Origin of the sequence: Saccharopolyspora soli (assembly GCF_022678645.1) — a bacterium.
Lineage (GTDB): Bacteria > Actinomycetota > Actinomycetes > Mycobacteriales > Pseudonocardiaceae > Saccharopolyspora > Saccharopolyspora soli.
The window spans coordinates 12,924-26,461 of sequence record NZ_JALBWV010000035.1 but is presented as its reverse complement, the minus strand read 5'-3'; the positions used below and the strand labels follow the sequence as shown (position 1 = coordinate 26,461).

The following is a 13,538-nucleotide window of genomic DNA, read 5'->3' as shown; positions in this document are numbered from 1 at the left end:
GGAAACGCGAAATTGCGCACTGCCCCTAGGCGTGCACCTGGGGCGGGGTGGGGCGGTCGGCGCGGTCTTCGGAAACGATGCGCGCGCCCGGCACCGGACCGTGCGCGACCCGGACCGTGCGGCACACCCCCGCGCCGGAAAGCTCGGCCGCCACGCGCACCGCCGCGTCCGAGTCGGTGCAGAGGAAGGCGCAGGTCGGGCCCGAACCGGACACGATGCCCGCCAGCGCCCCCGCCTGCACGCCCGCGCGCAGCGTGCGGCGCAATCCAGGCCGCAGCGATACCGCAGCCGCCTGCAAGTCGTTGCCCAGCAACAGCGCCAGCTGCCGCGGGTCGCCGGAAGCCAGCGCCTCCAGCAGCGGTTCGACCTCGCCAACCCGGTTCGGCCGCGACTCCGCCCGCAGCCGGTCCAGTTCGGTGTAGACGCCAGGCGTGCCCAGGCCGCGCCGGTCCAGCGCGATCACCCAGTGGAAGGTGTGCCGCGCCAGCACCGGTACCAGCCGCTCGCCACGGCCGGTGCCCAGCGCGGTGCCGCCCTGCAACGAGAACGGGACGTCGCTGCCCAGTCGCCCAGCGATCTCGCTGAGCCCGTCGCGGCCCAGCTCCAACCGCCAGAGGTGGTTCAACGCCAGCAGGGCCGCAGCGGCATCGGCGCTACCGCCAGCCATCCCGCCAGCGACCGGGATGCCCTTGTTGATCGACAGCCGCACACCGGGTTCCTCCGGGTCCCGTCCGCTGTGCTCGGCGAGCAGCTGAACTGCCTTCCACGCCAGGTTGCTGGGACCGGTGGGTACCGAATCCGCGCCGTCGCCGTGCACGTCGATGCCGGGTTCCTCGGCGACCAGCACGGTGACCTCATCGGTCATCGACAGCGCCTGGAAGACGGTGACCAGCTCGTGGTAGCCGTCCGGGCGGGGATCACCGACCGAGAGGTGCAAGTTCACCTTGGCCGGGACACGAACGGTGATGGGTGTAGGAACCACGGAGAGCACTCTTAGAGCGTACGTGCCCAAGAAACCCCACCGCCGACTTCCCTGCGCACAAGTCTCTCCGAAAACGCTCGGGTCGCCTTGCGTAGCGGTGCGGGTAGCGGAACCTCAGGCGCCTTCTCGCTGTGGGATCCCCGACATCACGTATGTCCAATACGCCATGTCGGGGCTGTCCTCGCGAGAAGGCGCCTGAGAACCCGCGGCGGTGCAAGTGCCAAAGGCGGGCTAAGCGCCTTCGGCGCTTGCGACGGCTTCAGCACGTGAAGCGTTGATCTTCGCGGCTGCGGTTCACCGCCGAAAGCGGCTACGCCGCTTGCCTGACGACACTCGCGTTGAGCGCCACACCAAACTCCGCGCGTTCTAGCTAGGTGAAAGGTGGCCTCCGCCTGGGGACCTGCTCAGTTCGCCGGGATGACGGCGACGCCTCCCCACTTCTGGTTGATGAAGTCCTTTACCTGCTGGGAGCGCAGCAGGTCGGCGAGCTTGCGGATTCGCGGGTCCTGGGCCAGGGCCGGGCTGGTCACCAGGCCGTTGGCGTACGGGTTGTGGTCCGGGCTCTCCACCGCGATCGGGTTCTGCAGGTTGGCCTTGATCGCGTAGTTGCCGTTGACCACCGCAGCGGCCGCGTCGTCCACCGACCGCGGCAGCTGGTCCGGCGACAGGTCCTTGAGCTGGACGTTCTTCGGGTTCTCGGCGATCGCCTCGGCCAGCCTGGTGCCCACCGCAGCACCCGGCTTGAGCCTGATCAGGCCGTTCGCCTCCAGCAGCTTCAGCCCGCGGAACTGGTTCGCGGGATCGTTGGACAGCGTGACCGTCGCGCCGTTGGGGATCTCCTGCAGCGATTTGTACTGCTTGGAGTACACCGCGAGCGGCTCCAGGTGCACGGCCTCGATCCAGACGAAGTCACCGCCGCGCTGCTTGCGGTACTCGTCCAGGTAGGGCTGGTGCTGGAAGTAGTTCGCGTCCAGCTCGCCGTGCGCGACCGCTTCGTTCGGCCGGTTGTAGTCGTCGAACTTCTCGATCTCGATGGCGAGCCCGGCCTGCGGCGCCAAGTTGTCCTTGACGTACTGCAGGATCTCGCCATGCGGAGTCGGGCTGACCCCGATCCGCAACGGCGCGTTCGGGTCCTCGGCGGCCGGACTACCGCCGCCCCCGCACGCGGCCAACGCCAGTCCGGCACCGGCCACCAGGGCAGCAAAGCGCAAACGCATCAGGTTGTGTCCTTTCTGGACAGATCGGGGTGGTGAGTGCGCAGGAAGCGGTCGTGAGTGCGCAACCGGGTTGCAGCCCGGTTGCGCACTCACGAGGGTTATGCAGCGGTGCTACGCCGCCGGTCGACGAGCTTCGCGGTGCCGTCGGTGATCAGCTGCATGGCGAAGGCCAGCACCCCGAGCACGACCACCGACCCGTACAGGATCCGGTCGTCGTAGCCCTGGTAGCCGTCCTGGATCGCGGTGGTGCCCAGGCCCCCGCCGCCGATCGCACCGGCCATCGCGGCGTAGCCGATCAGCGCCACCGCGGTGACGCCGACCGCGCCGACCAGCGCGGCTCTGGCCTCACCGAGCAGCACCGTCCACACGATCCGCAGCCGAGAAGATCCGGTGGTGATCGCCGCCTCCACGACGGTGAAGCTGACCTCGCGCAACGCGTTCTGCGTCAACCGGGCGAAGAACGGGATGGCGCCGATGGTCAACGGCACGATCACCGCGGTGCTGCCGATCGAGGTGCCGATCAGCAGCCGGGTGAACGAGGCCAGCACCACCAGCAGCACCACGAACGGCACCGACCGCACCACGTCGACGACCACCCCGAGCACCCGGTACAGCGCGGGTTTCGGGTTCAGGCCGACCGGCGAGGCGAGGTGCAGCAACACCCCGAGCGGCAAACCCCCGAGCACCGCCAGCAGGGTGGAGACCAGCACCATGTAGAGCGTTTCGACCGTTGCTTCACCGAGTAGTTCGAAGACCTCCGACCAGGGGGTCACATCGCTCACGCAGCAACTCCGTCAACGCACACCGGAGCGCGTCGCACGTGCGCATCCCGCTCGATCATCCACTTCAGGGCCGCCTCGGCGCGCTCGCCGGTCAGGCCGACCCTGAACTTGGCGACCGGCGTGTCCCCGAGCCGGATCAGCCCGCCACCCAGGATCGCCAGCTCGACCCCGAAGCGGCTGGCGGCCTCCGGCAGCAGCGCGCCGACCGCGGCGAAGCCGACCAGCACGACCTCGGCGACGACGTCGTGCCGACCACCGGTCGGCTTGAGCGGCTCGGCCTGGTCGGTGTCGGGCAGCAGCGTGGCGCCCACCCGGCTACCGGGCGCGGCGACCAGGTCGAGGACCTTGCCGTGTTCCACCACCCGGCCGTTCTCCAGCACCGCGACGTCATCGGCGATCCGGCGGATCACCGCCATGTCGTGGGTGACCACCAGCACGGTGACACCGAGCTCGGCGCGGGCGCGGTCCAGCACCGTGAGCACCGAGTCGGTGGTGCCCGGATCGAGCGCCGAGGTCGGCTCGTCGGCGAGCAGCACCGACGGCTTCGCGGCCAGCGCACGGGCCACCGCGACCCGCTGGCGCTGTCCACCGGAGAGCTGGTCGGGGTAGACGGCGGCCTTGTCGGTCAGGCCCACGAGGTCCAGCAGTTCGCCCACCCGGCTGCGCCGCTGCGGGCCGTTCAACCCCGCCGCTTCCAGCGGCAACGCGATGTTGCCCGCGGCGGTGCGCTGCCGCAGCAGCGAATCGCCCTGCGGCACCACACCGATCTGTCGGCGGGCGGCGCGAAGCGCCTTGCCGTCAAGGGAAACCAGGTCGGTGCCGTCGACGCGGATGGACCCGGAGTCCGGCTTCTCCAGCAGCGCGATGCAACGCGCCAGGGTGGACTTGCCAGCACCGCTCGGGCCGACCACGCCGCACACCGCACCGGCCGAGACGTCCATCGACACGCCGTCGAGGGCGCGGACGGTTCCGTCGTTGTGTTGGAAGGACTTGGTCAGGTTCTCGACTGTGATCACGATCGGCTCCACATCAGCTCGCGACGGCCGCGCACGCGGAAGCGGCAACAGGCCAGGAACTTCGGAAAGGGAGGAAGGGCTGGGTCACATCTCGCGACGACAGGCGGTGGTCGTCCGGCGGCCGTGGTCGATGACACGGCGCTGCGTGAGCAGCCTCCGGATGTGGCTTCGCCTCGATCGGGCCAGCTGAGCTCGGGTCTGCCCCGCGGGCGGGCTGGCTAACAGCGCGTTGGAATCCACAACAACTCCATCGGTCCTGGCGTTAGCACCTGCCCAACCGGGTGGTTGCTGCGGCTTCGCGGAGCCAGGTCTCTCGGCCGCTCGGGATGGATATCCCGGATAGTAGAACCCACTGGCGGATTCCAGCGCAAGTTGATAGTCGTCACTTTCCGAAATCGTTTGCCAAATCACACACCCGGCCGAGCGGGAATTTTCCCGCCACACTAGGTGTTACCCGTGACTCCGCGTAATGGAAGTGCTCAGGTTGGCAAGCGTCCGGACGGGTGGTTCAGCGACCGCTCTCGGTAGCCGCCGCTTCGGCGATGCGTGCGAAATCACCGATCTCCAACTGTTCGCCCCTGCTGGCCGGATCGACGCCCGCGGCTCGGAGAACGGCCTCCGCCCGGCTCGCGGAACCGGCCCAACCGGACAGCGCGGCGCGCAACGTCTTGCGCCGCTGGGCGAACGCCGCGTCCACCACGCGGAAGACCTCCTGGCGCGACACCGCCGACGGCGGTGCGATGCGCTGGAACGAAACCAGCCCGGAGTCCACATTGGGCACCGGCCAGAACACCTTGCGCGGCACCGGACCGGCACGCCGCACGTCGGCGAACCACGCCGCCTTGGCGCTCGGCACGCCGTAAACCCGGCTGCCCGGCTTGGCGGCCATCCGGTCGGCGACCTCGGACTGCACCATGACCAGGCCGTGCGCCAGGCTCGGCAGCTCGGCCAGCAGGTGCAGCACGACGGGTACTGCCACGTTGTACGGCAGGTTCGCGACCAGCGCGGTCGGTGGCTTCGCGAACTCCTCGGCGCGAACCCGCAGAGCATCGGCTTCGAGCACGGTGAGCCGGTCGGCCAACGCCGGGGCGAACTCGGCGGCGGTGCGCGGCAGCCGCGCCGCGAGCACCGGATCGATCTCGACGGCGATCACCGCTCCGGCGGCAGGCAGCAGTGCGAGCGTCAGCGAGCCCAGTCCGGGACCGACCTCAAGCACAACGTCGTCCGGGCTGATCGAAGCCGAAGCCACGATGCGGCGCACGGTGTTCGGATCGTGCACGAAGTTCTGCCCGAGCTTCTTGGTAGGCCGAATGTCGAGTTCCTCGGCCAACCGACGCACCTCGGCGGGCCCGAGCAACGCCCCCTGCTGGTCGTCCACCCCAAAAACCTACCCCCACCCAACCCCAAACCCCCGACCAGGTGAGAGGTGAGGGGCACCCTTCACCAACTAACTTGGTAAAGGGTGCCCCTCACCCCATCCAACAACACCGCCGCATCCAACAACACCGCCGCGGGTTCTCAACAGTGCCCTGCGGGACACCCCGCACCCCGAGCTATCTCGCGAGGACAGCCCCGACGCCGCGTATTGGACATACGTCAGTCGGGGATCCCGGAGTCGAGAAGGCTTCTGAGGTTCCGCTACTTGCACCGCCACGCAAAACGAGCCTGGAACACCGAAAGCGTCAGCCGAGGCCGAGTTTGTTGGAGCAGGCTGGCCAGGCTCCGTAGCTGCCGCCGCGGGCGTCGCGGACCTTCTCCGCGACCGCGATCTGCTGCTCGCGGCTGGCCTGGTGGGGGTACGGCGCGTACTCGTCGCCGCCGAAGGCGTTCCACGTCGACTTGTCGAACTGCAGGCCGCCGTAGTAGCCGTTGCCGGTGTTCGCCGCCCAGTTCCCGGTCGCCTCGCACTGCGCCAGCTTGTCCCAGACCGCGCTGTTCGGGGACGGCTTGCCGCCGACCCGCACGACCTTGGGCTGCGCGTCCTTGATGATCCGCTCGTGCAGGGCCACCCGGTCGGTCTCCTCGCCGTTGCGGGTGGTGATGCGGGTGACCACGATCTTCTCCCCCGGCACGCCTGGGAACTCGACCCTTTCCTCGCCCTTGAACATCGTGTTGTCAACGATCTCCTGCACCGGGGGCTCGACCGGCATCGTCACGTTGATCACCGTGGTGCCGTTGCGCTCGATGTGCACCTCGGCGCCGCTGACCAGCCGCTGGTCGCCACCCAGCGTGACCTTGTCCTCCGGGCCGAGCTGGAGGTTCTGCTCCTTGACCAGCTCGTCGATGTCGACGGCGGTGGTGGTCAGCTGCCGGGGCGCGTTCGTCCCATCGATGATGGTGATGTTCTTGCTGGTCTTGACGGTCAGCTCCATGCCCTGCTCGGGCACGGCCATGCTGCGGTCGGCGGAGACCCAGGCCCCGTCGGCGGGCACGCCGAGCTGGCGCAGCGCTTGGTCCACCGTGACCGAGCGGACCCACTCCTCGCGGTGCTCGCCGTCGACGTTGAGCTTCAACAGCCGACCGCGGTCCAGGGTGATGGTGTCGCCGTGGCTGACCTTGGCCTGCGGCGTCGGGCTGAGCGCGTCGTGTTGGCCGACGGTGATGCCTTCGTCGGCGAGCACTTCGCCGACGGTCCCTTCATAGGTGCTGACGGTGCGCTCGTGCCCGTCGACCTCGACGGTCACCGACTTGTCCATCGCGGCGGCCGCGCCGCCGGTGCCGGTGAGGGTGAGCAGCACTCCGGCCACCGCGCCCTTGAGGAACCGCCGCTTCCAGGTGGTGATCGCCTCGACGACCTCGGGCGGCGGGACGTCCTGCTCCTGGGCCTCCGGCAGCACGTCCGGGATGACCAGCGGTGGCAGCAACGTGGTCTCGGCGTTGATCAGCCGGATGACCTCGTCGACGTCGATCTCGCTGGTGGCGAGGAAGTCCTCGGCTTGCGGGCCGAGCGCCTCGTAGATGTCCGCCGGGGTGATCTGCAGCGCGCCGGGCGGAAAGCTGGGGTGGTCTTCGGCCGGGTACCAGCCCGGTTCCGGGCGTTCTAGGAGCCCGACCGCGGTGTGCTGCTCGGTCGCCTGCACCGGGGTGAACCAGTCCGTTGCCGCGTCGAAGGAATCGGCCCAGTAGCCGTCGGTCTGCCGGTAGGCATGACCGGGGTAGCTGGGCTCGCCACGTCCGTTCACAGGGTCGTTACCTCCCGAAGGCGGAAGTCGCGCTCGCGTGGTGCGGAACCGCGGTGGTGTTGGGCGAGACCACGTCGTCGCGCAACGCCCCAGTTCCTTGCGGGCACACAACCTTCGTGCTTCGTGTCTGTATCCGACTCCCGTAGCCAAGCGCAGTCCTAGCCGACCGCGAGCACCGTTGCTCGTGGCCCGCTTCCCCGACGTACACCGGCGAGACTAACGGGCGTTCCCCATGACTGGTTGTCATCGGTTACGAGGCCGAGACTCTAGCGTGATCAACGGATGCAGCCAAGCACCCGGATCCAGCTTGTGATCTCAGTTACGCCGATTTGCCGGGCAACTGACCACGATCAGTAGCTAGATTGCCGCGTTTTGGTCCATTCGGGGGTAGCGAGAACGGCCCGTTAACAGGGCGATCTAGCTTTTTGGTGACATATCACACGTCGCGGACACCGTCCGCGTTCATGATCGACGTCACCCGAAACGCGGGTCCGACCCGAGCAAACCGCGCGCTCGGGCCGGACCCGTCCTCCCCTCGCCCGTGGGATCAGCATCCCCGGAACGACTTGGTCACCTCACCGCGGCAATCCCAGCTTCCGCGCGCATGCTGGCCAGGCGCCGTAACCGCCCTGGTCGGCGCGCAATGCCTCGGCGATGACGATCTGCTGTTCGCGCGACGCCCGGTGCGGATACCGCGAGAACTGCTCACCGCCGTGGGCGGCCCAGGTGCCTCGGCTGAACTGCAGGCCGCCGTAGTAGCCGTTGCCGGTGTTCGCCGCCCAGTTCCCGCCGGACTCGCACCTCGCGAGCAGGTCCCACACGTTGCTGCGCGGGATCGGCGGTTCTCCGGCGCTCGGGGACGCCGCCGCCATCGGCGCACTGCCGCAGAGCGCGATGGTCGCCACCACGGCCGCTTTCGCGAAACAACTGAACTTCATGGCAATCCTGACTGCCGAACCTCCGGGCAGGCGGACCTCCGTCCAACGGGCGGAGTTCGGGGTGTCCCCATCCCGGCTTCCACAGTGGACGGTAGGTGCGGCGTCGTGGACTGCAAGCGGACCTGATCGAGGGCCCAATATCAAAAAGCGAGGGGTAAGAAGTGGGCAGGTTGGATTACGCCTGATCGAGACCGAACACTCGCTCGGCCGTGGCAGTGGTCGCTACCACGAGTTCTTCGAGCGTCATCCCACGGAGTTCAGCAAGATCCCGAAGGGTGTAATTGGCGCAATACGGCTCATTCGGACGTCCCCGGAACGGGTGCGGGGTCAGGAACGGCGCGTCGGTCTCCACCACCAGTTGTTCCACCGGTACCAGCCGCGCGGCATCCCGGAGCTCCTTGGCATTGCGGAAGGTCACCGTTCCGGCGAAGGAGAGCACGTATCCGGCGTCCACGCAGGCGCGCGCGAAGTCCGCATCCCCGGAAAAGCAGTGCAGGACAACCGTCTCCGGGGCGCCTTCCTCGGCCAGGATGCGCAGGATGTCCTGGTGCGCGTCGCGGTCGTGGATCATCAGCGGTTTGCCGCAGCGCTTGGCCAGGTCGATGTGCCAGCGGAACGCCTCCTGCTGGGGCTGCGGCGGCGAGAAGTCCCAGTAGTAGTCCAGCCCGGTCTCCCCGACCGCGACCACCCTCGGGTGCTCGGCGAGCCGCGCCAGCACCTGGCGGTCGGCGTCGTCGAAGTCCTTGGCCCTGGTGGGGTGCAACGCGACCGCGGCGAACACCCGGTCGTCCCAAGTGGACGCCTCGACCGCCCACTGCGCGGCGGTGATGTCGTCGGCGACGGTGACCACTCGGCCCACTCCGGCGGCTTGCGCCCGATCCACCATCGCGCGCACGTCTTCCGGCGTCTTCGCGCCGCAGGCGTCGAGGTGGGTGTGCGCGTCCACGGCCGGGGCGGGCAGCGCCTCCGGTACCGGCGGCAGCTCCCGCTTCTTGTCGCGCTTGCTCATCGCACCTCCAACACGGGTGAAGGGCACCCGTGACCCAGTTACTTGGTCACGGGTGCCCCTCACCTCGCGAATCAGTCCACGATCGGGGCCCACTCGGGGCCAGTCTCGCCGAGCTTCGGGTCCAGCTTGGCGAACAGCGGCGTCGGCTTCTGCAGCGGCCGCCCCACCTCGATCTCGGTCGACCGCCACTTCGCCTGCTCGGCGGCGTAGTCGCCCATCAGAACCGGGTAGGAGCTGCTCGCGTCGTCCAGGTCGGACACCTCGCGGATCTCCGGCTGGGCCGCCCAGACCCCGGTGCCGCCCAGCAATTCGTGCACCTGCTGCGCCGAGTGCGGCAGGAACGGTGTGAGCAGCGTGTTGGCGTCGGAGACGACCTGCAGCGCCGTGTGCAGCACGGCGTCGCGGCGGTCCGGGTCGTCCTTGAGCTTCCAGGGCTCCTGGTCGGACAGGTACTTGTTGGCCGCCGAGACCACCCGCATCGCCTCCTGCGCAGCCGCCTTGAAGCGGGAGCGCTGCAAGTGCCCACCGACCGTGTCGAAGGCGTTGCGGGACAACGCCTTCAGCTCTTCGTCGGCGGCCTGCGGCGCAGTTGGCGCAGGCACCGCGCCGTTGTTCTTCGCCGCCATCGCGATGGAGCGGTTGACCAGGTTGCCCCACTCGTTGGCCAGCTCGAAGTTGGTGCGGCGGACGAACTCGTCCCAGGTGAAGTCGGTGTCCTGGTTCTCCGGACCGGCAACCGAGATGAAGTACCGCAGGGTGTCCGGGCCGAACTCGCGCAGGAAGTCCCGCACGTAGATCACCGTGCCGCGGGAGGTGGAGAACTTCGACCCGCTCATGGTCAGGAACTCGCTGGAGACGATCTCGTCAGGCAGGTTCAGCACACCGTACGGGCCGACCTCGCCGCCCCGGTCGCCCTGGCCGTTGTGGCCCATCAGGAGCGCGGGCCAGATCTGGGCGTGGAAGGTGATGTTGTCCTTGCCCATGAAGTAGTAGCCCTGGGCGGCCGGGTCGGTCCACCACCGCTGCCAGGCGTCCGGCTGTCCGATCCGGCGAGCCCACTCGACGCTGGCGGAGAAGTAGCCGATCACCGCGTCGAACCAGACGTAGAACCGCTTCATCGGCTGGTCGCGCCAGCCGTCCAGCGGAATCGGCACGCCCCAGTCCAGATCCCGGCTGATCGCCCGCGGCCGCATGTCATCGACCAGGTTCTGGGCGAACTTCAGGACGTTGGGCCGCCAGTCGGTGCGGGTGGACAGCCACTTGCCCAGCGACTCGGTGAACCCGGGCAGATCCAGGAACAGGTGCTCGGTCTCGACGAAATCCGGCTTCTCACCGTTGATCCGGGACACCGGGTTGATCAGGTCGGCCGGGTCGAGCTGGTTGCCGCAGTTGTCGCACTGGTCGCCGCGCGCGCCGTCGTAACCGCAGATCGGGCAGGTGCCCTCGATGTAGCGGTCGGGCAGCGTGCGGCCGGTGGACGGGCTGATCGCGCCGGTGGTGGTCTTCGGCATGACGTAGCCGTTGCGGTACAGCGCCAGGAAGATCTGCTGCACGACTTCGTAGTGGTTGCCCGTCGTCGTGCGGGTGAACAGGTCGTAGGACAGGCCGAGGCCCTGCAGGTCCTCGGCGATCACCTGGTTGTACTTGTCCACCAGTTGCCGGGTGGTCAGTCCCTCCTTCTCGGCCTGCACCGAGATCGGGGTGCCGTGTTCGTCGGTGCCGGACACCATGAGCACGTTGTTGCCCGCCATTCGCTGGTAGCGCGAGAAGACGTCCGAGGGCACACCGAAGCCGGAAACGTGGCCGATGTGCCGCGGACCGTTGGCGTAGGGCCAGGCCACAGCGGTCAACACAGAGGCACTCATGTTGTTTAGCGTACGTTTCGAGAGGGCATGATCTCGAACGGGTTCTGGTTTGGCAGTGGGTGATCGCGTCGCGATCACCCACTGCCGCTGATCAGCACCGCACGGGCTGGGCGTTGGCCGGGTCCAGGGCGTTGAGCACCATTTGCCGGACGTGCGGGTTGAAGGCCACCGCGACGTGTTCGACGAAGTCCGCCGGGCAGACGTCCTGCAGGACGATGTTGGTCGCGTTCGGCGCGTCCAGGTAGCCGCTGGTGCACGGGGTGACCACCTGGTCGTACTTCGTCATGATCGTCGTGCACTCGATACCCGGCACCGCGGCACCGCCCGCGTTGAGCTTGGTCAGGAACTCGGAGCCCTTGAAGAATTCTCGGCACGAACCGCACAGCTCGTCGGCGATGCCGCCGACGATCGGGAGCTCCTCACCGAGCCTGTCGAGGAGCTCCGTGGTGTTCTGCACGGTGCTGCCGTCGTAGAGCGGGGTGAGCGCGACGTAGCGGTGCACCTTGGCGGCGCCGCCGAGGAACTTCAGGTAGTACTGCGGCATCACGGTGCCTTCGGAATGGCCGACCAGGTCGATCCGGTCGGTGCCGGTGGCCGCCAGCACCTCGTCGACGAACTCGGCCAGCTCGGGCGCGCTTCCTCCAGCGGGAAAAGCCACCGGCGAGCGGGGGCACGCCCGGCGGCCTGCCGTAGGTCAGCGCGAACACGCAGTAGCCCTGGTCGACCAGGGCCGGGCCCAGGTAAGCCCAGTTGGTGGCGGCGGCCTCGGCCAGGCCGTGCACCAGGACCACCGGCGTCGGGTGTGCGGCGTTCGGTTGGCATTACCAGTCGTTGACGCCGGGTGGCGCGCTGGGTTCGTCGGCCGTGGACTGGGCGGTTGCGGGCGTTGCCGCCGCGGCGACCGCGAGCAGGGCAGCCAGGACACCTCTGATCCGCATTTCCCACCCCACCTCGTTGCGCGGTGTTTCGACACACAACGGGCTCGGAATTCAAGATGACGGCCCCGGCGACAACCTCATTCCGACGGGCTAGCCCCCAAGCGCGGCGGTGACATCACCGTTCCGCATCGCGAAACCAGCGGTCGGGAGGTCGCGCGGCTCGACTCGGGTGGCGGTGCGGGGTCGTGAGTCCTCAACCGGGCTGGAGCCCACTTACGCACTCACAACCCCATTCAGGTGAGGGGTGAGGGGCACCCTTTACCAAGTAAGTTGGTGAAGGGTGCCCCTCACCCCGTTCCCGTCATCCTGCGGTGCCGCAGAGGGCGGTTTGCGCGGTTGCGGGTTTGGGAGCGGGTGGCTGGTCAGGCGAGGTCGGCGCGGAAGAAGTCGACGTTGTACGGGCCCCACTGGGTCAGCGTGAAGTAGATCGCCGGTCGGTCCGCCGCCCACGGGTGCTGGAATCCGCCGTAGAGCGCCGGGTATTCGGCGCCGGACACCACGACCTCGCCGTCCGTCCACGGCCCGGTGAGCTCCGGTGCGGTGCGCAGCACGATCGCGGCGCGGTGCTCGTCGAGGTGCACTGCGAACCACCGGTCGAAATACCGGTTGTACTGCACCGAGAGCTCCGCCACCGGCGCGGGCAGCACCGGGGCGGCCGCGAACGGATCCGCGCTCCAGCCGGACCCGGTCCAGTACTCGTACGCCGCCGGTTCGAGCAGGTCGTCAGCGCCGACGCGGGCGAGGTGCCCGGCACCGAACCGCCCGCTCGGGGTGCCGAGCAGGTGCGCACGACCATCCAGCACACCCGCGAAACCGATCATCTGGAATGGATGTCCGCCCTGGTCGCGCCGCCGGAACCGGCTCAGCCACCCCTGCCGCCGGTTCGGCCACACCGCCGTCGCCGACTTCGTCCAGGTGCGCCCGCCGTCGTCGGAAAACGCGAGCGCGCCGTAGTTGGTGTGCCAGACGCCCGGCACCCCCCAATGCCGGACCGACATGTAGTGCAGGTAGTTGCGGCCACCCACGGCGATTCCCGAGGTAGGGATCACGGTGTGCTCGGGGACGCCGGTGCGGTCGCCGGGCAGCACCTGCCCGGCCATGCCGTCCTCGCGTTGCAGCACCGAGTCGAACTTCAGCCCGGCGTCGAGATCGGTGTTGGTGGACCGCGCGATCACGTTGTACCGCCAGTCGGCGTGCGCGGGTCCAGCGCCGTGGCCGCCCCACCCGTCGCCGTAGGTGTCGCCGAACGCCGCGAGCACACCACCCCGACCGTCGTCCCACATGATCCCGAGATCCGTCGCATGGACGCCGAACCGGCTCGCTGTGCGGTTGCAGGACTCCTCACCGGTGATCCTCGCGAGCCTCGTCGCACCGACCACATGCACCATGCCGCCACCGTACGGAAGGTCCCGGCGGACGAGCTGGTAACGGGATTCCCGGAACGTTCAGCGTTCGAGCGTTCGCCCCAGGCTCGTGGGTGCACCCAGTACGGAAAGCGATTTCGCGCCTGTCCTTGACCAACATGCCGGGGGTGTGCAGCCCGCGCCGCCAGCAGGGTGGCGAGGGGCACGGGTTCTGATCCGGGGTGCTGGGGCGGATGCCGGGCGCA

General features: G+C 68.6%; 11 protein-coding genes, 1 pseudogene and 1 riboswitch. All 12 genes and pseudogenes read right to left on the bottom strand.

Annotated features, from left to right (window positions below):
• Positions 1-25: 25 nt before the first annotated feature.
• Positions 26-982, bottom strand: a complete 957-nt coding sequence (locus tag MOQ72_RS24820) for a 4-(cytidine 5'-diphospho)-2-C-methyl-D-erythritol kinase (RefSeq protein ID WP_242188033.1) — start codon at positions 980-982, stop codon at positions 26-28.
• Positions 983-1,386: 404 nt separating this feature from the next.
• Positions 1,387-2,199, bottom strand: a complete 813-nt coding sequence (locus tag MOQ72_RS24815; protein ID WP_242188032.1) for a MetQ/NlpA family ABC transporter substrate-binding protein — start codon at positions 2,197-2,199, stop codon at positions 1,387-1,389.
• 98 nt (positions 2,200-2,297) lie between these two features.
• Entirely contained in the window at positions 2,298-2,981 is a 684-nt protein-coding gene (locus tag MOQ72_RS24810; protein ID WP_242188031.1) for an ABC transporter permease subunit, read from the bottom strand.
• The gene (locus MOQ72_RS24805) at positions 2,978-3,997 is read right to left on the bottom strand and encodes a methionine ABC transporter ATP-binding protein (protein ID WP_242188030.1); all 1,020 of its coding nucleotides are present in this window, start codon (positions 3,995-3,997) and stop codon (positions 2,978-2,980) included. The genes MOQ72_RS24810 and MOQ72_RS24805 overlap by 4 nt, the downstream gene beginning before the upstream one ends.
• Positions 3,998-4,241: 244 nt before the next feature.
• A riboswitch (SAM riboswitch) is annotated at positions 4,242-4,330 on the bottom strand.
• A gap of 175 nt (positions 4,331-4,505) precedes the next feature.
• Positions 4,506-5,375 carry a 16S rRNA (adenine(1518)-N(6)/adenine(1519)-N(6))-dimethyltransferase RsmA gene (rsmA, locus tag MOQ72_RS24800; protein WP_242188029.1) on the bottom strand — a complete coding sequence of 290 codons (870 nt, stop codon included), beginning with the start codon at positions 5,373-5,375 and terminating at the stop codon, positions 4,506-4,508.
• A gap of 304 nt (positions 5,376-5,679) precedes the next feature.
• A complete protein-coding gene (locus MOQ72_RS24795) occupies positions 5,680-7,179 on the bottom strand; it encodes a resuscitation-promoting factor (protein WP_242188028.1) in 1,500 nt (499 codons plus the stop codon).
• A 575-nt stretch (positions 7,180-7,754) separates the two neighbouring features.
• Complete coding sequence (locus MOQ72_RS24790) at positions 7,755-8,117, bottom strand: transglycosylase family protein (protein WP_372495533.1); 363 nt, start codon at positions 8,115-8,117, stop codon at positions 7,755-7,757.
• 175 nt (positions 8,118-8,292) lie between these two features.
• Positions 8,293-9,126, bottom strand: coding sequence for a TatD family hydrolase (locus MOQ72_RS24785; protein ID WP_242188027.1), 834 nt, complete (start codon positions 9,124-9,126; stop codon positions 8,293-8,295).
• A gap of 71 nt (positions 9,127-9,197) precedes the next feature.
• Positions 9,198-10,991 (bottom strand): methionine--tRNA ligase, encoded by a 1,794-nt coding sequence (gene metG / locus MOQ72_RS24780; protein WP_242188026.1) that lies wholly within the window; start codon positions 10,989-10,991, stop codon positions 9,198-9,200.
• 91 nt (positions 10,992-11,082) lie between these two features.
• Positions 11,083-11,649 (bottom strand): lipase family alpha/beta hydrolase, encoded by a 567-nt coding sequence (locus MOQ72_RS24775; RefSeq protein ID WP_308197949.1) that lies wholly within the window; start codon positions 11,647-11,649, stop codon positions 11,083-11,085.
• Between the two features lie 76 nt (positions 11,650-11,725).
• A pseudogene (locus tag MOQ72_RS45265) lies at positions 11,726-11,773 on the bottom strand (hypothetical protein); the annotation flags it as partial.
• Positions 11,774-12,291: 518 nt separating this feature from the next.
• Positions 12,292-13,317, bottom strand: a complete 1,026-nt coding sequence (locus MOQ72_RS24770) for a glycoside hydrolase family 183 protein (protein WP_242188025.1) — start codon at positions 13,315-13,317, stop codon at positions 12,292-12,294.
• Positions 13,318-13,538 lie beyond the last annotated feature (221 nt).

What these genes read in the sequence shown, in the direction of transcription:
- MOQ72_RS24815 (WP_242188032.1), bottom strand. Translation starts at nt 2,199, where the DNA reads ATGCGTTTGCGCTTTGCTGCCCTGGTGGCCGGTGCCGGACTGGCGTTG.
- MOQ72_RS24790 (WP_372495533.1), bottom strand. Translation starts at nt 8,117, where the DNA reads ATGAAGTTCAGTTGTTTCGCGAAAGCGGCCGTGGTGGCGACCATCGCG.
- MOQ72_RS24785 (WP_242188027.1), bottom strand. Translation starts at nt 9,126, where the DNA reads ATGAGCAAGCGCGACAAGAAGCGGGAGCTGCCGCCGGTACCGGAGGCG.
- metG (WP_242188026.1), bottom strand. Translation starts at nt 10,991, where the DNA reads ATGAGTGCCTCTGTGTTGACCGCTGTGGCCTGGCCCTACGCCAACGGT.
- MOQ72_RS24770 (WP_242188025.1), bottom strand. Translation starts at nt 13,317, where the DNA reads ATGGTGCATGTGGTCGGTGCGACGAGGCTCGCGAGGATCACCGGTGAG.